This is a genomic window from Pseudomonas sp. NBRC 111127, assembly GCF_001320345.1.
Lineage (GTDB): Bacteria > Pseudomonadota > Gammaproteobacteria > Pseudomonadales > Pseudomonadaceae > Aquipseudomonas > Aquipseudomonas juntendi.
Genome location: NZ_BCBD01000020.1, coordinates 34,464 through 50,953 on the forward strand (window position 1 = coordinate 34,464; position 16,490 = coordinate 50,953).

General features: G+C 61.4%; 21 protein-coding genes. 10 read left to right on the top strand and 11 right to left on the bottom strand.

Annotated features, from left to right (window positions below):
• Positions 1-14: 14 nt before the first annotated feature.
• Together APH30_RS06095 and APH30_RS06100 are read right to left on the bottom strand one after the other, a co-directional pair.
• Positions 15-2,087, bottom strand: a complete 2,073-nt coding sequence (locus tag APH30_RS06095; RefSeq protein ID WP_054911965.1) for a PAS domain-containing sensor histidine kinase — start codon at positions 2,085-2,087, stop codon at positions 15-17.
• Positions 2,088-2,293: 206 nt separating this feature from the next.
• Positions 2,294-3,892, bottom strand: coding sequence for a hybrid sensor histidine kinase/response regulator (locus APH30_RS06100; protein ID WP_054911976.1), 1,599 nt, complete (start codon positions 3,890-3,892; stop codon positions 2,294-2,296).
• 212 nt (positions 3,893-4,104) lie between these two features.
• Here APH30_RS06100 and APH30_RS06105 point away from each other — a divergent pair, with 212 nt between their 5' ends.
• Positions 4,105-5,328 (top strand): zinc-dependent alcohol dehydrogenase, encoded by a 1,224-nt coding sequence (locus tag APH30_RS06105; protein ID WP_009685518.1) that lies wholly within the window; start codon positions 4,105-4,107, stop codon positions 5,326-5,328.
• Positions 5,329-5,355: 27 nt separating this feature from the next.
• Here the strand turns inward: APH30_RS06105 and APH30_RS06110 are convergent, their stop codons facing one another.
• From APH30_RS06110 to APH30_RS06115, 3 genes are all read right to left on the bottom strand, one after another.
• Positions 5,356-5,880: a hypothetical protein gene (locus tag APH30_RS06110; RefSeq protein ID WP_029885623.1), complete on the bottom strand. Its 525-nt coding sequence runs from the start codon at positions 5,878-5,880 to the stop codon at positions 5,356-5,358.
• Between the two features lie 59 nt (positions 5,881-5,939).
• Positions 5,940-6,098, bottom strand: a complete 159-nt coding sequence (locus tag APH30_RS29010) for a hypothetical protein (RefSeq protein WP_009685520.1) — start codon at positions 6,096-6,098, stop codon at positions 5,940-5,942.
• Between the two features lie 119 nt (positions 6,099-6,217).
• Positions 6,218-6,514 carry a DUF6555 family protein gene (locus tag APH30_RS06115; RefSeq protein ID WP_054911966.1) on the bottom strand — a complete coding sequence of 99 codons (297 nt, stop codon included), beginning with the start codon at positions 6,512-6,514 and terminating at the stop codon, positions 6,218-6,220.
• Between the two features lie 188 nt (positions 6,515-6,702).
• Here APH30_RS06115 and APH30_RS06120 point away from each other — a divergent pair, with 188 nt between their 5' ends.
• Positions 6,703-7,167 carry a hemerythrin domain-containing protein gene (locus tag APH30_RS06120; protein WP_054911967.1) on the top strand — a complete coding sequence of 155 codons (465 nt, stop codon included), beginning with the start codon at positions 6,703-6,705 and terminating at the stop codon, positions 7,165-7,167.
• A 41-nt stretch (positions 7,168-7,208) separates the two neighbouring features.
• Here the strand turns inward: APH30_RS06120 and APH30_RS06125 are convergent, their stop codons facing one another.
• The gene (locus APH30_RS06125; RefSeq protein WP_054911968.1) at positions 7,209-8,318 is read right to left on the bottom strand and encodes a Gfo/Idh/MocA family protein; all 1,110 of its coding nucleotides are present in this window, start codon (positions 8,316-8,318) and stop codon (positions 7,209-7,211) included.
• A gap of 167 nt (positions 8,319-8,485) precedes the next feature.
• Here APH30_RS06125 and APH30_RS06130 point away from each other — a divergent pair, with 167 nt between their 5' ends.
• On the top strand, positions 8,486-8,731 hold the full coding sequence (locus APH30_RS06130; protein WP_054911969.1) for a hypothetical protein: 246 nt from the start codon (positions 8,486-8,488) through the stop codon (positions 8,729-8,731).
• Positions 8,732-8,826: 95 nt separating this feature from the next.
• Here APH30_RS06130 and APH30_RS06135 read toward each other — a convergent pair whose 3' ends face one another.
• On the bottom strand, positions 8,827-9,054 hold the full coding sequence (locus APH30_RS06135; RefSeq protein ID WP_054911970.1) for a hypothetical protein: 228 nt from the start codon (positions 9,052-9,054) through the stop codon (positions 8,827-8,829).
• A 194-nt stretch (positions 9,055-9,248) separates the two neighbouring features.
• On the opposite strand from APH30_RS06135, the gene APH30_RS28630 reads away from it, so the two are divergent.
• The 3 genes from APH30_RS28630 (at position 9,249) to APH30_RS06145 (ending at position 11,719) form a co-directional block, all read left to right on the top strand.
• Positions 9,249-9,392 (top strand): hypothetical protein, encoded by a 144-nt coding sequence (locus APH30_RS28630; RefSeq protein ID WP_156326371.1) that lies wholly within the window; start codon positions 9,249-9,251, stop codon positions 9,390-9,392.
• A 90-nt stretch (positions 9,393-9,482) separates the two neighbouring features.
• Positions 9,483-9,815 carry a hypothetical protein gene (locus APH30_RS06140; protein WP_054911971.1) on the top strand — a complete coding sequence of 111 codons (333 nt, stop codon included), beginning with the start codon at positions 9,483-9,485 and terminating at the stop codon, positions 9,813-9,815.
• Between the two features lie 116 nt (positions 9,816-9,931).
• Positions 9,932-11,719, top strand: coding sequence for a thiamine pyrophosphate-requiring protein (locus APH30_RS06145; RefSeq protein WP_054911972.1), 1,788 nt, complete (start codon positions 9,932-9,934; stop codon positions 11,717-11,719).
• Between the two features lie 78 nt (positions 11,720-11,797).
• Here APH30_RS06145 and xth read toward each other — a convergent pair whose 3' ends face one another.
• The 3 genes from xth to APH30_RS06160 form a co-directional block, all read right to left on the bottom strand.
• Positions 11,798-12,592 (bottom strand): exodeoxyribonuclease III, encoded by a 795-nt coding sequence (gene xth / locus APH30_RS06150; RefSeq protein WP_054911973.1) that lies wholly within the window; start codon positions 12,590-12,592, stop codon positions 11,798-11,800.
• Positions 12,589-12,831, bottom strand: a complete 243-nt coding sequence (locus tag APH30_RS06155; protein ID WP_009685528.1) for a hypothetical protein — start codon at positions 12,829-12,831, stop codon at positions 12,589-12,591. Before APH30_RS06155 ends, xth begins: the two co-directional genes overlap by 4 nt.
• Before the next feature lie 178 nt (positions 12,832-13,009).
• Positions 13,010-13,282, bottom strand: coding sequence for a PepSY domain-containing protein (locus APH30_RS06160; protein WP_047149911.1), 273 nt, complete (start codon positions 13,280-13,282; stop codon positions 13,010-13,012).
• A gap of 178 nt (positions 13,283-13,460) precedes the next feature.
• Here APH30_RS06160 and APH30_RS06165 point away from each other — a divergent pair, with 178 nt between their 5' ends.
• Positions 13,461-14,000 (top strand): type 1 glutamine amidotransferase domain-containing protein, encoded by a 540-nt coding sequence (locus tag APH30_RS06165; protein WP_054911974.1) that lies wholly within the window; start codon positions 13,461-13,463, stop codon positions 13,998-14,000.
• A 73-nt stretch (positions 14,001-14,073) separates the two neighbouring features.
• Here the strand turns inward: APH30_RS06165 and APH30_RS06170 are convergent, their stop codons facing one another.
• Positions 14,074-14,961 carry a MerR family transcriptional regulator gene (locus APH30_RS06170; protein WP_054911975.1) on the bottom strand — a complete coding sequence of 296 codons (888 nt, stop codon included), beginning with the start codon at positions 14,959-14,961 and terminating at the stop codon, positions 14,074-14,076.
• A 153-nt stretch (positions 14,962-15,114) separates the two neighbouring features.
• On the opposite strand from APH30_RS06170, the gene APH30_RS06175 reads away from it, so the two are divergent.
• The 3 genes from APH30_RS06175 to APH30_RS06185 form a co-directional block, all read left to right on the top strand.
• On the top strand, positions 15,115-15,561 hold the full coding sequence (locus APH30_RS06175; RefSeq protein WP_054903840.1) for a PAS sensor domain-containing protein: 447 nt from the start codon (positions 15,115-15,117) through the stop codon (positions 15,559-15,561).
• A gap of 100 nt (positions 15,562-15,661) precedes the next feature.
• A complete protein-coding gene (locus APH30_RS06180) occupies positions 15,662-16,084 on the top strand; it encodes a nuclear transport factor 2 family protein (protein WP_029887149.1) in 423 nt (140 codons plus the stop codon).
• The coding region (locus tag APH30_RS06185) for an SDR family oxidoreductase (protein WP_156326373.1) at positions 16,081-16,490 on the top strand (410 nt) is incomplete at its 3' end. The genes APH30_RS06180 and APH30_RS06185, both read left to right, overlap by 4 nt.

Sequence of the window (16,490 nt, forward strand, 5' to 3'; positions counted from 1 at the left end):
TGCCAACCCCGGCATTATCGTTCGGGCTGCGCGCCCAGCATGGCATGTACCCTGGCCACCAGTTCGTCTACGGCGAATGGCTTGGTCAGTAAAGCCGATGGGTCGCGCAGAAGCTCATGCTCGAACAATGCCGGGTTGGTGAAACCCGTCATGAAGATAACGGGCAGCGCCTTGCGAATCTGGCGGCTGGACGACGCCATCTGAAGACCGTCAATGCCGCCAGGCAGCCCGACATCCGTTACCAGCAAATCGATGCGTGTGTCGGAAGACAACAGCTGCAAGCCAGCCTGGCTATCAGCCGCCTCGATGACCGTACACCCCAAACCGCCGAGCACATCACTGACGAACAGGCGCACGGAGGGTTCATCGTCAACGACCAGTACAGTACGGTCAGACCACCGGCCACACAGGCCATGCTCGAGTGCTGCACGGCCCGCCAGCTGCGGCTGGCCCCTCTCTGCCGGCAGGGACAATTCAACCCGCGTGCCTACCCCCTCCTCAGAACTGATCCTTACCTGGCCACCCGATTGCTTGGCAAAACCGTAGACCATCGACAAGCCCAGCCCAGTGCCTTCGCCTATCGACTTGGTGGTGAAGAACGGCTCGCACGCCTTGGCGAGCGTATCTGCACACATGCCCATGCCGTTGTCGGTGACGCTGATGGTCAGGTACTCGCCTGGCTGCAGTTCGGCATCCAGCCCAGGGCCTGCCTCCAAGGTATGGTTGGCCGTGGCGATCGTGATCGTGCCAGGCTTCTGCGCCAGGGCATCGCGGGCATTGATGCAAAGGTTCAACAGGGAGTTTTCGACCTGTACCGGGTCAACCAGGCACGTGGCCAACTGCGCGTTCAGATTGACCTTGAGGGCAATCGACGGGCCGACCGTGCGGCTGATAAGGTCCTTCAAACCCTCGACCAGCTCATTGACATCGGTGCGCACGGGCAGCAACGGCTGCCGACGGGAAAACGCCAGTAACCGGTGAGTCAACGCTGCGGCCTTCTGCGCTGCCCGGTGCGCGACTTCGAGGTAGCGCTCAACGTCTGCAGTGCGCCCAGCCTTGCCGCGCATCCGGGCAAGGTCAAGGCTGCCAATGATGCCTGCCAGCAGGTTGTTGAAATCGTGGGCGATGCCTCCAGTGAGCTGACCGATGGCTTCCATTTTTTGCGCCTGGCGCAGTGCCTCCTGCGCCGCCTCACGCTCGGCAACCGCTTCGCTGACCCGCTTTTCCAGCGTGCGGTTCAGCTCCAGCAGTTCAGCTTCCGCCTGCTTGCGCCCGGAAACGTCAATCGATGAGCCGATCAGGCCGATGATCTGCCCGGCTTCATCGACCAGCGGGGCCTTGACTGACAACCAAGTGGTTGCCGAGCCATCGGGCATGTCGACCCGCTCTTCAACCTGCACGGTCTTGCCGCTGCCCATCACCAGCCGATCCGTTTCCATCACCTGGCGCGCCTGGTCCTTGTCTTCCAGGAACTCCAGGTCGGTCTTGCCCAGGTAGAATTCGGGCGGTTTGCCAATCAGCTGCGTCGCGCCGTGGTTGGCAATCAGCATCCTGCCGTCGAGATCCTTGGCGTAGACCACGCCCGGCACGGCGGCCGTGAATGTGCGCAACAGGGCCGAGACCCGATCGCGTTCCGCTTCGGCGGCCCTGCGCGCTTCGATATCCATGAGCACACCCGGGAACCGCACGGCTCGCCCGCTATGGTCCAGCTCGGCATGGCCGTTGGCTTCGATCCAGTGGTAGACACCCTCCTCGTTACGCACGCGGTATTCACAGCGAAACGCGCCGCCGTTGGCCACTGCCCGCTGGATATCCTGATGCACCCGCTCACGGTCATCGGGGTAAATCGCCGAAAACGCTTCAGCCAAGGGGATGCCGGCCTGACACTGCTGCGCAGGAATGCCGAACGAACGGGAGAAACGCTCGTCTGCAGTGACCCGATCGTTGGGAATATCCCAGACCCAGGTACCGACGATAGCGGCTGCCTCCAGCACAAGTCGCAATTTTTCCGAGGAATCATCTGCAATAGAGAGTAATTCAGAACGGGTATTCAATGCCGACGGTGCGGCAACCCCCTCTTTATTCATGATCCACCTCTGTGGGAGCGTCATAATCCTGGCAATGTCGGCAGCCGCTGCTCACCGACATGTGACGCTGGTACAGGTCACGGACCAGGCTGTATACGAAGATGTACAGAGCCTATGACCCTAGCGCAAGTGTTGGACCACAAGCAGGTGCAAACAATTCAATAACTTGGAAAGGCTTGCTCAGTCGTGCAGCCGCTGGCCGCGGCTCAGGTGACGCCGGTAGGCCCATCCAGCACCTGCCTGACCCGCCGTGCCAGGTCATGGGGCTGGCAAGGCTTGGATATCACCTCGAACTCCGAGCCGCCGATGTCGGTGCGCTCGATCGAATTTTCAGCATAGCCAGTCGTGAGCAATACCTTGATCTGCGGTTGCAGCCTGCGCACCTCCCGGGCAAGCATGACGCCGTTCATGCCGCCTGGCATGATCAGGTCGGTGAACAACAGGTCGTAGCGCTCGCCAGCCTGGATAAGCTTTAACGCTTCCCGCGCATTGAGCACCATGTCGGCTGCGTAGCCGTAGTCCTCGAGCACCATTTTTGCCAGCTCTGCCACATCCGGCCGGTCTTCCACGATGAGGATACGCTCTGAGCCGCCACTGCGTTCGGCGGTTTTCACGGCGGGCTGCTGGACGACCTTGGCGTCGTCGACGGGGAAGTACAGGCGCAGGGTCGTGCCTTCCCCCTCTTCGGTGTAGATGCGCGCAGCACCCCCGGATTGCCTGGCGAAGCCGTAGACCATCGACAGGCCCAGCCCCGAGCCCTTGCCCTCTTCCTTGGTGGTGAAAAACGGGTCCATGACGCGGTCACGGATGCTGGCCGGCATGCCTATACCATTGTCGGTCACGGACAGGCTGACATAGTTGCCGGGCAAAAGGCCGTCGAAGGAATGGTTGATGTCGGTGACCAGCACATTGCGGGTTTCAATGAAAACGTGCGGGCGCTTGCGCCCTATCAGCGCGTCGCGCGCGTTCATGAAGATATTGAGCAGTGCCACTTCGGCCTGCGTGGGGTCGATGCGGCAATTGCGCAGGTCGGCCTCGAAGTCAAATTCCACCAGAACATCGGCGCCAAAGGTCCGCTCCATCATGGGCCGCAGGTCATCGACCAGGTGGTTGAGGTTGAGCACGCGCCCATGCAGTTTCTGCTTGCGGGCGAAGGCCAGCAACTGCTTGGTCAGCGTGCTGGCGCGCTCCACCGCCGTCTGCGCGTGCCCCACACTGCGGCGGATGCGATTGAGGTCGACCTGAGTCTTGTCAGCCTCATTGGCGATCAGCCCCAGGTACCCACCCATCACCTGCAACAGGTTGTTGAAATCGTGGGCGATACCGCCGGTGAGTTGGCCCAGAGCCTCCATTTTCTGGGCCTGGCGCAAGGCGTCCTCGGCATCGCGACGGCGGCTGACGTCCAGTTGCGAGGCAAAGTGATAGATCAGGTCGCCGCGCTCATTGAAGATCGGCGAGATGAACAGCGCGTTCCAGAAGCTGGAGCCATCCTTGCGGTAATTGAGAATTTCCGTGGCGATATCCACACGCTGTTCAATGCTATCGCGCAAGGTTGCGACCACCTCGGTATCGGTTTCCGGGCCTTGCAGGAACCGGCAATTGCGCCCGAGGATCTCTGCCAGCTCATAGCCGGTCATGTCGAGGAACGCCCGGTTGGCGAAGATGATGGGGTTATCGTCACGGTTGGGATCGGTGACGATCATGGGCATCCGCGTGGTTTCCACGGCCGCGAAGAACATGTCGTGGGGCAGCTCGGAAATATCCCCTGAAGCCTGGTTACTGACGCGGGCCTTTTTACTGCTCACGGAAAACTCCTCGATCATTACCGATGCAGGTCCAATCTGGACAACGCCAGCGGGCAGATTGCTCAATGCAGACAGCAGCGCTGCCGGGCCTGCGCTGCCGGCGCATGTGGCCCACCGAATTTGCCAATAAATTGCCGTTTCTGAACATTGCCGACTTGCCGAGTTCCCCGGCATGGACCATCTTGAAAGCAGCCACCGCAGGAGTCGTATCCATGAGAGCACTGACTTACCACGGGCCACAGGACGTTCGCGTCGACAATGTTCCGGATCCCATCCTCGAGCACGACGACGACGTCATCTTGCGAGTCACCGCCACAGCCATTTGCGGTTCTGACTTGCACCTGTACCACGGCAGGATCCCGGAGACCGAAGCTGGCGACATTTTCGGCCACGAATTCATGGGCATCGTCGAAGAAACCGGGCGCGGGGTTACCCACTTGCAGGTCGGTGACCGCGTTGTGATCCCGTTCGTGATCGCCTGTGGTAGCTGCTTCTTCTGCCAGCTCGACCAGTTCGCCGCCTGCGAAACCACCAACCGAGGCCGCGGCGCCATCGTCAACAAGAAAAGCATCCCACCCGGCGCCGCCCTGTTCGGTTACAGCCACCTCTACGGTGGCGTGCCCGGCGGCCAGGCCGAGTATGTGCGCGTGCCGAAGGCCAATGTCGGCCCGTTCAAGGTGCCGACGGCACTGTCCGACGACAAGGTGTTGTTCCTCTCCGATATCCTGCCCACCGCCTGGCAGGCGGTTACCAACGCCCAGGTGGGCCAGGGTTCGACGCTGGCGATCTACGGTGCCGGGCCGGTCGGGCTGCTGAGTGCCGCCTGTGCGCGGATGCTGGGCGCCCAGACCATCTTCATGGTCGATGCCAACCAGCACCGCCTGGCCTTCGCCCACGACACCTATGGCGTAGTGCCGATCAATATCGAGGACGACGACGACCCGGCCGACAGCATCATCCGCCTCACCCCGGGTATGCGTGGGGTAGATGCCGTGATTGACGCGGTGGGTTTCGAAGCCAAAGGCAGTACCGCCGAAGCGGTGTTGACCGCGCTGAAAATCGAGGGCAGTAACGGCAAGGCGCTGCGCCAGAGCATTGCCGCCGTACGCCGCGGGGGCATCGTCAGTGTGCCGGGGGTATACGCCGGGTACGTACACGGGTTCATGTTCGGCGATGCCTTCGACAAAGGCCTGACCTTCAAGATGGGCCAGACCCATGTGCAGAAGTTCCTGCCCGAACTGCTCACCTACATCGAGAACGGGCGCCTGCAACCCGAACTCATCGTGACCCATCGCATGGCCCTGGAGGAGGCGGCCTTCGCCTACAAGATGTTCGATCAGAAGAGCCACGATTGCCGCAAGGTCATACTGGTTCCAGGTGCTGCGCCAAGTAACCTGGCCGCGAGCGTTGGCACAGGGTTACCACGCCATCGTTGAGGCGAGGTCTGCTACCGGCGGCGTTGCTCAGGCCAGCTGGATGAACACCGCATAGGCACCCAGGATCAGCCAGAACACCAGGAATATCCACGGTGTACGCAGCGAGAACAACAGCGACTTACGGTGCCCGGCCTGTGATGTTTCCGTCTCACTGAACAGAGGCGACTCGTCATAGGCCAGGCCCATCAACGGCTCGCTGCGCAGCAAATGGCTCTGTTTGAGTTGCCAGTGCTCGATGATGCGATAGGCCGCGCGGATACCGGGCCAGGCATTGAGCGAGCTGAGTATGCCAAGCAGGGCCAGAAACGGCGGCACCACCAGGGTGAACATTTCGCCCCAGCTCTGGTTGAGGTTACCCATCGATGACACGAACGCGATGACCAGAAATGACTGTGCGGCCAAGTAGGCGTCGGTGCGGTTGGCAAGAATACTGGTCTCATACTGGATTTCACCGCGATAGAAATCCAGCCGCTCCTTGGGTGAGCCGAACATATGGGCGTTGTGCGCGCTGACCTCATGCTCCGGCGTGGTGGGGGTTATGATGCGCGGCACAGGTCGGCTCCTGATAGGTGAGATCTGATGAACCCTGGCGGTTGCAAGCACGCCCAGCCTCAGGCGCCGTGCTCACCCTTCTCGCGCGCTTCCTTCTGGGCGGTGGAGTCATGCGAAGTGCCCCCGGAGCCATCCGGGCGCTGGGCATCGTTGTCGCGCTCCTGCTCGCCGGTGGTTTCGGCCTGCTCGGTGGCTTTGTCCTTCTCTGACGCTGTCATGGTGCTTATCCTCTGCTGCGTGGTGGTAATGAGGGCCGGTAACATGAATCTGTAGCCCCCGACGAAGTTCAGCGGCTCTTGCCAAAGCAGGATCAACGGCAGGCGGCGTGCAGGCGGTATCAGCTTTTGCCCGGCACGCCATTCGAGAACTTCTTCACATCAATGGGCTGTGCAACGAACTCCGGGCCATCCCCCGAGGCGCGCCAGCGCACATTCCCGATGCCATAGCGCTCAGCCATGGGGCGGCTGACCTTCTTGATCGTGTGCTGGCCAAAGCGGGGAATAATTCCTACGCCTGCATCACAACTCGCCCAGTGCCAGGCCTCGGCGTTGTCCATACGCTCCAGGCGGATGATGAAGGTGCGAAATTCACCGTGAAGCTCATATTCGATCACATACAACTGCTGCCCTGCCATTGGACTCTCCTCCATCGATTCAGGCTAATGGAGTGAACCGACGCTAGAAAATTCAGAAATTTTTGACCACTTGGTCATTCCCCTGCTCAGTACGCCGGTTCGCTGATCAACCGCATTGAACCTTGCCGCTTGCCGCTGGCTCAACACTTCGCGACCGTGACCTTTTTCCCGCCTATGAGGGGTACCACATGAACGCAATTGAACTGTTGATCCAGGACCACCAGCTGGTGAAGAAACTGCTCGAAGAACTGTCCTCGACCACCGAGCGCGCGGTCAAGAAGCGTGCCGAGCTGCTCGCACGGATCAAGCAGGCAGTCGACATCCACACGGCCCTGGAAGAAGAGATCCTGTACCCGGCGATCAAGCAGGCCGGCGGCAAGGAAGAGGCCAAGATGTATTACGAGGCCAAAGAGGAACACCGCACTGTCGACTCGCTGGTCATTCCTGACTTGCTGCACACCGAAACCGGCACCGTGGAGTTCGCCGGCCGGGTCAAAGTGATGAAGGAGCTGCTCGAGCACCATATCGAGGAGGAGGAAAGCGAACTGTTCCCCACTGCCCTCAAGCTCTTGGGCAAGCAGGAGCTGGAGGAAATGGGGCTGGCCATGGAGGCGCAGAAGAAACTGCTCAAGGAAGAACAGCGAGCGGCATGACCTTGGCCTGCGCGCCCTCCCCGGGCGCGCAGCCACCGGCTTTATTCAGTAGGCGATTCAGTGTTGATCATCGGTGCCGCCTCTGCCAGCGCAAAGGCCCGGCGCTGCTCACGCCGACGGGCAAACGCACGCGCAGGCAACAGCTCTAGGCGTTGTGGCTGGCCAGTCAGCAAGGCGCGCTCGATTGCCGCCACCACCCGCACGTCGCGCCAGCCTTCCTCACCGTCAGGTTCCGGCATTTCATTGCGCAAAATGCAATCGGAAAAGTAAGCGGTCTCCCCGGCAAACTGGTCGACAATCGGGTTGACGTGCACCCGCGTTTCGCCACCGATCGTGGCACGGTAACTGATAGCGACCCCTTCTCCGTAGCCGAAGCAAGGCGAAGCTTCGATCTCGCCTTCTGTACCCAACAGCTGGAAGCGTTCCGTGTCTGGCAACGTGTAGCTGACGGTGAACTGCGCCAACCGCTCCTCGGGAAAGCGCAGGCTGACAGTGACCGTGTCCCAGGTTTGCAGGGTGCTGCCCGGCGAGTGGACCCCCACTGCGCTGACCTCGATCGGTTCGGCATTGAACAACTGGCGGACCATGTTCAGCGGATAAGGGCCCATATCGGGTACCGGCCCGGCAGCAAAACCGTTCTGTGCCCGGTGGTTGCCAGGTTTGACCCGTTGGGTGAAGGTCGAGGTAAACAACCGCGGGTCGCCGAAATGGCCTGCATGCACACGCTCGATCATGTCCAGCGTGCCAGGCTCGCAGTGCAAGCGGTAGGCGATCATCAGCTTTGCCCCCGAGCGGTTCGCCGCCTCGATCATCGCTTTGCAATCCGCCTCGCTGGTGCCCATCGGCTTTTCCAGCAGCACGTGGATACCGGCCTCCAGTGCGGGGATCACAAACTCGCGATGGCGAAAATTAGGTGTAGCAACATACACCGCGTCCACCTCACCGGCGCTTAACAGCGTCGCATACTCCTCGTAGGCATAGGCTTTGACCCCATATTGGGCGGCCAGGTGAGTAGCCTTCTGCGCATCGCCGGTGACCAGTGCGGTGATTACCGAGTTGTCGGTCTGGCCGATGCCGGGCATGAACGCACCTTGGGAAATCGAACCACCGGCCACTACGCCATAGCGGATCTTGCCTGCTGCGGTGGGCATTGAACTGCTCCTTTTCATCAGGATGGTTGAGCACTTGAGTCATGGAATGGGCAAGCCCACGGGTTGAGAGGTTCCATAAATCTGCCTGCCCCGGGCCGTCAGGTAGTGTGAACCACGCCAGAAGGAGTGCGGTCCCACCATCAAATGCATGTGTTTGGGTAGCTTTGATGACCGACTTGATCGACTGGCTTGAATGGCCTGCCATGATCCTGACAGTGTTGGCCGCATGGTGTATCGGCTCACGCCGGCCCGGCAGGCGTAAGCTGGGGTTCTGTTGCTTCATTGGCAGCAATGTGCTGTGGGCGATATGGGGCTGGCAGGCACAAGCCTGGGCACTGATCATTCTGCAGGTATGCCTGTGCTGCATGAACTTGCGCGGCTGGAAGAAAAACACCGCCATGGAAGCGGGCTGAGTCATTACGCATCTGCAGCCATAGGCTGTTTGCGTTCAGCCAGGGCTGCCGCGCAACCCTGGCTCACGGCCGTCATCCTTCAGTCGATCAACAGCTCAACTTTTGCCCACCTTTTCATCGACCTGCGCCAACTGCCGCTTGATGGCCTCGGTCTCTGCTTCCTGCTCTTTGATCGACGTAGGCGTAATCACCTTGTCTACCGTTTCGGTCTTGGGGTCGGGTTTCTCCAAAACAGGGCCAGGCACCTGCTCGCCACGTTGTGCCTCTTCCGAGGAAATGGGGCGTGGAACCTTGTCGCCGGTCTTGCCATCGGTGTGTTTCATGAGTTTCTCCTCAGCTGCGTCAGGTGTAATCAGAAGAGCATGCAGGCTGGTAAAAGTTTGATTTGCATTGCTCCACTGGCGTAGCGACAGCGTCGTCGAATCGTCAGTTTGTGTACCCATGGGCAGATTGGATGGAACGGTCTACGTGGCGACACCGCCTAACGCCTTGCTCACTCACCCAGCGGAGAACCAGCATGATCGACCCTTCTCATCCCGACCCCTATGTTGACGAGATACCCCACAACCCCGGCGAGCCGGTACCCGAACCCGAGCCACCGAAGCAGGCGCCCGATTGGCCGGAAGGCCAGGTTCCGCCTGAGGAACAGTCCGACGGTTGAACCCAGCGTTGCGCCATCCGTCGGCAGCAATGCACGGACGGTGCGCTTATCAGGCCATACAAAGGTGATCAACCTCGATGGAGACTCACCATGAAGACTTTCAAGCCCCACGCGCTGTTGTTGGCGCTATGCCTTGGAGCCAGTGCGCCGCTGACCCTGGCCGCCACCGACATGAATGACCAGCGTGCTCCTGCTACCCACACGGATGACAGCGGCCACATGAACGGCAACGGCGGCGCTACCGGGTCCGGCACACCCAGCGATGGCATGGGCACCGGCTCCGGCGGTACCGACAGCAATGACACGGATAAAACAGGCGGAGATGGCACCACCCACGGCTCGGGTAGTGGGGGGACGGGGAACGGCACCGGAACTGGCCAGGGTGGCGGATCTGGCGCAGGTGGCAGCGGCGCCGGTGGTTGAGCCAGCCGGCTGTAGCGCGGTATGCGCCCACTCGAGTGGCCCGCGCGCACTCACTTGAAACTTTACCGCCTGCTGCTCAGTCCAGACCCCTATCGATCACGCCTAGGGAGAACATGATGAGCAGCACGGTAGGTGACTTTCTGGTGGAGCGTCTGTACCAATGGGGTGTGCGGCGTATTTTTGGCTACCCCGGGGACGGTATCAACGGGGTGTTCGGTGCCTTGAGGCGAGCTGAGGGCAAGATCCAGTTCGTGCAGGCACGGCATGAGGAGATGGCCGCATTCATGGCCAGTGCACACGCTAAGTTCACCGGTGAACTGGGCGTGTGCATCGCGACTTCCGGCCCAGGCGCTTCGCACCTGCTGACGGGCTTGTATGACGCGCGCATGGATCACCAGCCGGTTCTGGCGATTGTCGGCCAGCAGGCGCGCGCCGCGCTCGGCGGGCACTATCAGCAGGAGCTGGACCTGGTGTCGATGTTCAAGGACGTTGCCGGGGCCTTCGTCCAGCAGGCGTCTACCCCAGCGCAAGTGCGGCACCTGCTTGACCGCGCGGTACGCACTGCCGTCGGCGAGCGCCGGGTTACCGCTGTCATTCTTCCCAACGACTTGCAGGACCTGCCCTATGAGGACCCACCGCGGGCCCACGGCACCGTGCACTCCGGCGTTGGCTACAGCAAGCCCAAGGTAGTGCCCTTCGCAGCCGACCTGCAACGCGCCGCCGAGGTTCTGAACGCGGGGCGCAAGGTGGCGATACTGGTGGGGGCAGGCGCGCTGCAGGCCAGCGAACAGGTGATGGCGGTGGCTGAAGCACTGGGTGCTGGCGTGGCCAAGGCGCTGTTGGGCAAGGCGGTATTGCCCGACGATTTGCCGTGGGTGACCGGGGCGATAGGCCTGCTAGGCACCGAGCCCAGTGCGCACCTGATGAACGAATGCGACACTTTGCTGATGATCGGTTCCGGCTTCCCCTACGCCGAATTCATGCCCAAGGAAGGCCAGGCCCGTGGCGTGCAGATCGACCTGCAGCCGGACATGCTCAGCTTGCGCTACCCGATGGAAGTCAATCTGGTGGGGGATGCCAGCGAAACTCTGCAGGCCCTGCTGCCGCTACTGGAGCACAAGACCGATCGGCGCTGGCGGGCCAAGGTCGAAGGCTGGCGCGGCAAGTGGGACAAGACCTTGGCCAAGCGGGCCATGGCCAAGGCAGACCCCATCAACCCGCAGCGGGTCGTTCACGAACTTTCCCCGCGCCTGCCCGACCATGCCATTGTCACCAGCGACTCGGGTTCCTGCGCCAACTGGTATGCCCGCGACCTCATGGTGCGCCAAGGCATGCAGTGTTCGTTGTCAGGGGGCCTGGCGAGCATGGGCGCGGCGGTACCTTATGCCATCGCCGCCAAGTTCGCCCACCCGCAGCGTGGCGTGGTCGCGCTGGTAGGTGACGGCGCGATGCAGATGAGCAACCTGGCCGAGCTGATTACCGTTGCCAAGTACTGGCAGCAATGGGACAACCCCCAGTGGATCTGCGCGGTGTTCAACAACGAAGACCTCAACCAGGTCACCTGGGAACAACGGGTCATGGAAGGCGATCCGAAGTTCGAGGCTTCACAGTCAATTCCGGATGTGCCTTATCACCTATTCGCGATCTCCATCGGCCTGCAGGGTATCTACGTGGAGCGGGAGGAGGATATCGCCGACGCATGGGAGCGGGCGCTGGCGGCTGACCGGCCTGTGCTGATCGAGTTCAAGACCGACCCGAATGTGCCTCCCCTGCCCCCACACATTAAGTTGGAGCAGGCCAAGAACTTCGCCAGCAGCCTGCTCAAGGGCGACCCTGACCAGGCCGGGGTCATCGTGCAGGCCGCCAAACAGGTGCTCAGCTCGGTGCTGCCGGGCAAGAAGTAACGCACCACGTGACTGCGCTACCGGAATGGGCCTCGGCTGTTCCGGTAGCCACCGAGGCAGAGCGCTTTGACCGTTGCCTCAATTGCGGCGGCGGCCGCCCAATTCGACCCACACAGGGGCGTGATCGCTGGCCTTGGCCTCATTGCGCACCCAGGCATCTACCCCCGCCCCTTTCAGGTAAGGGGCGAGCTCGCGGTTGAGCAGCAGGTGGTCGATGCGCAGCCCGGCGTTACGCGCCCAGTGGTTGCGGAAGTAATCCCAGAAGGTGTAAACGCGCTCGTCCGGGTACAGGTGGCGAACGGCATCCGTCCAACCTTGCGTCAGCAGACGCTCGAAACAGGCACGGGACTCTGGCTGCAACAAGGCATCCTTGAGCCAGGAACGTGTGTCGTAGATGTCCAGGTCCGTGGGCACCACGTTGAAATCACCCGCCAGGAGCGCTGGGTGCCCATTGGCATACAGCGTTTGCGCATGCTGGATCAGGCATTCGAACCAGCGCAACTTGTAATCGAATTTCGGCCCAGGCTGCGGATTACCGTTGGGCAGATACAAGCACCCGACCAGCACCCCATGAGCCGCTGCTTCCAGGTAACGGCTCTGTGTGTCGTCCTCCATGCCTGGCAGGCCACGTCGCACCTCCAGCGGCTCGCTGTCACGCGCCAGAATGGCCACGCCGTTCCAGGCGGGCTGGCCCTGATAAACACAGCCGTAACCTGCCGCTTCAATTTCCTGGCGCGGAAACTTGTGATCGGCGGCCTTCAACTCCTGCAGGCAGGCGATGTCGGGCCGTTCGCGCTTCAACCACTCCAGCAACGCAGGCAAGCGACTGCTGATGCCATTGATGTTGAACGTGGCGATGCGGAGGTTTTTCATGCGTCAGGGTCATTCACATGGGCCTGAACTGCGTCTTCCAGCGCTCGCACATGGGCTTCGTCGGCCAGTGCCTTGAGCGCCAGCCAGTCGTCCCAGTCGAGTGTGCCATCGTCGCGCAGTGCCTCGGCGGTGCGCAGCAGTTCATGGTGGTAGGCGTCTGGCGATTCGCTGCGGTAACTGACGTCGTCGTACTGCGCATACCACGCTGCCAGCTCGGGAATGCTACGTTCGATACTCATGGCGCTGCCCTCGCTCAATCATTATGGGTGAGAGCACCTCGAGCGCGCGATGTTCAGTCCGGGTGCATCGGCGGTCGAGCGCGGCCGGCCACTGCGCAACAGAACGGCGCAGGAACCGGCCCCAAAAAAAACCCGTGCGCCAGGCACGGGCCGCTCAGTGAGCAACACCCGCTCTGGATCAGTTATCCAGTTCGTCCTTGACGACCTTGCCGTCGCGCGGATCGACCTTGAACTCGTACTGCTTGCCATCGGCTTTGATGCCCTCACCTTCCCAATGGCCGTCATCGGCCTCGATCTTGGTGATTTGCGTGTAGCCAGCGCCCTTCAGCGTCGCTTCCGCCTGGTCTTTGCTCACCTTCCAGTCAGCACCAGGCTGGTCCGCCCACGCCGCCGTACTGCCCAGCGCGGTCGCCAGCGCCAGGCCAGTGAACAGTCGAGTCATCGTCTTCATCGCCAACATCCTTTTTCATGAAAGTTAGCGGTACGACTGGCGGCCGCACCTCAGCGTTCAGTTTTGTTTCGGGGACATGGATGCGATGTCATCAGCCAGCACCGCCGGTGAATCGCGTTGGAACTTCACGGCGGGAAGATGGCCTCCTTCTCAGGCCTATCGAAAACGGAGAATCACGATGTACGACAAACTGAATGGCAAACGCGTGGCATTCCTGGTGACTGACGGTTTTGAACAGGTGGAGTTGACCGGCCCACGTGAAGCCCTGGAACAAAAAGGCGCGGTGGTCGATATCCTGAGCGAAAAGGACGGCACGGTACGCGGCTGGAACCATGACAAACCGGCTGACGAGTTTACCGTGGATGCCACCTTCGACAGCGCGCAGGTGGACCTGTACGACGCCATTGTGTTGCCGGGCGGGGTGCAGAACTCCGATACCATCCGCCTGATCGAGGGCGCGCAAAAGCTGGTGAAAAGCCACGCTGCGGCAAACAAGCCCCTGGCAGTGATCTGCCACGGGGCCTGGCTGCTGATATCGGCGGGCCTGGTAAAGGGCAAGCGGATGACCAGCTACCAGACCTTGCAGGACGATATCCGCAACGCCGGGGGCGAGTGGGTGGATGAGAAGGTGGTGGTAGACGGCCACCTGATCAGCAGCCGCAAGCCGGACGATATCCCGGCCTTCAACGATCAGTTGATCAAAGCACTGAGCGAATGAACCGCGTCAGCCAAGGCAGGCTGAGGTAGCGTTGATGCTGTGAGTTTTGCGCACCCGGTCATGCAGCGGGTGCTCAAAGCTCCAACCGGCCTGCCAGCAAGGCACTCAGCACCCCGGCAAGGTCATCGCCCTGTTCATCCAGCAGCCGCAAGGGGATGCCTTGCAAGACCGATTGTGACCCGGCGAGGTCCGCACCGACCAACGCCAGCGGGCACGCGACATCCATCTGCAAGGCGCGCAGCTGGCGGGCCAGTATTGCGCTCACCGAGCCCTGTACGGCAATCACCAACGCTGCAGGCTGCACGGCGGCGCAGACCAGCGCCAGCTCTTCCAGTGGCTGATCACAGCCAAGCACATCAATGCGCTGTTGCTCACTGCTCAGCAACAGACCGGTGCACAGCAACTGCGCTTCAGCATGCCCTTCAGTGCCCACCATTATCACGCGCGGCGCATTGGCCTGGTTCATCTGCAGGCGCATCAGTAGGCGCGCACGCAAGAAATTATCGAAGAACACCCATTGGCTGCGTTGGCCGAAGGCTCGCCCGGCGGCCAGTTGCTGCCAGACCGGCATCAACACTTCGCGCAGCACCGTCGCCTTGGGCAACAACGTGAACAACTGGCCATGCAGCGCATCCAGCGCTTGTGCATCGAACGCCTGGGTAGCACGCAGCAGCGCTGCGCGCCATTCGGCAAAGGCCGAATCCGACTGCATGGCGGCTTTCGGCTGGGCGGCGAGGCGCTCACCGACCTTGCTTATCGGCAGCCCATGGTTGGTCCAGTGCAGAATGTCGCGGATACGCTGCACGTCCTCGGCCGTGTACAGCCGGTGACCACCGTCGGTGCGCTGCGGGCGGAGCAAGCCATGGCGCCGCTCCCAGGCGCGCAGGGTCACCGGGTTGATGCCCGTCAGGGTGACCACATCGCGCATGGGCAGCAGGTCGGCTTGAGTAGTATCAGTCATTGCACGGGTCGTCCGGGAAGTGCCCCATTCTAAACCGATACACACCTTCTGCGCAGTGCCGAACTGGGTCATCATGCAGCAAACTGCGCGCGAAGCCCTGCACAGAGGCTACGCTGCGCTTACTGAACATGACATTTGCGTAGGTAGCGCTACATGATCACTGCAAAACTCCTGCAACTGATGGTCGAGCAATCCAACGACGGCATCGTCGTAGCCGAGCAGGAAGGCGAAGACAGCATCCTCATCTATGCCAACACAGCTTTCGAACGGCTGACGGGCTACCAGGCCAGGGACATCCTGTACCAGGACTGCCGCTTCTTGCAGGGCGCCGACCATGACCAGGAAGCCGTACAGCGCATCCGCGAGGCGATTCGTGACGGCAAGCCGTGCCGGGAAGTCCTGCGCAACTACCGCAAGGATGGCAGCCCGTTCTGGAACGAATTGTCCATCAGCCCAGTGTTCAACCAGGCGGATCAACTGACCTACTACATCGGCATTCAGCACGATGTTTCCCGGCAGGTAGAGGCCGAGGCGCGGATCAAGGCGCTGGAAGCCGAGGTCGCTGAACTGCGGCAACAGTTGGCGCAACGCGAAAGCTGAAATAGCTATACAAAAACTTTGACTTGTACAATTTTTGTCGTAGGCTTCGAGTATACCTGTACAACAATCGGGTGTTGTACAGGATTGTCCGGAGCCGAGCATGTCCGCTTACCTGCAGCAGTTCGCCGAACGCTTTGCCCACCTTGACGTGGACAGCCTCGATTCACTGAACACCCTGTACAGCGAAGACGTTGTCTTCCGCGACCCCCTGCATCAAATTCACGGGCTCGATGCCCTGCAGGCCTATTTCGCCCAGTTGTACGCCAATGCCCGCGATATCCGCTATGCCTTCGCCGCGGCGGACGAGGTGCTACCTGGCCAGGGTTACCTGCGCTGGACCCTCGAGTTTCGTCACCCACGGCTGGCACGGGGGGCACCGATAACGGTGCAAGGCTGCAGTTTTCTGCAGTGGCGTGACCGCGTCCATTTTCACCAGGATTTCTTCGACGCAGGCGCGCTGTTGTATGAGCACGTTCCACTGATGGGCGGGGCCATTCGCTGGCTCAAAGGCAGGCTGGCATGAGCCGCTGCTGGTTGACAGGCGCTAGCAGCGGCCTTGGCGCAGCCCTTGCGCAAGCGCTGCTGGAACAAGGGCACCAGGTCGCGTTGGGTGGCCGTCGCAGCCAGGCACTGCTGCCGTTGGCCGAGCGGTATCCGGGGCAGGTGCTGTTGGCCGAGGGCGACATTGCCGACGCTGCACAAGTGGCACAGATCGCCGCCCGCATCGAGCAAGCCTGGGGTGGGCTGGACATGGCGGTCTTCAATGCAGGCACTTGTGAATACCTGGAGCCCGGCCACTTCGACCCGGCGCTTGTCGAACGCGTGGTACGCACCAACCTGCTGGGCGTGAGCAACTGCCTGGCCGCCGCCCTGCCCTTGTTGCGGGCAGGCGTGCGCCCGCACCTGGTGGTGGTCGGCAGTTCGGTAAC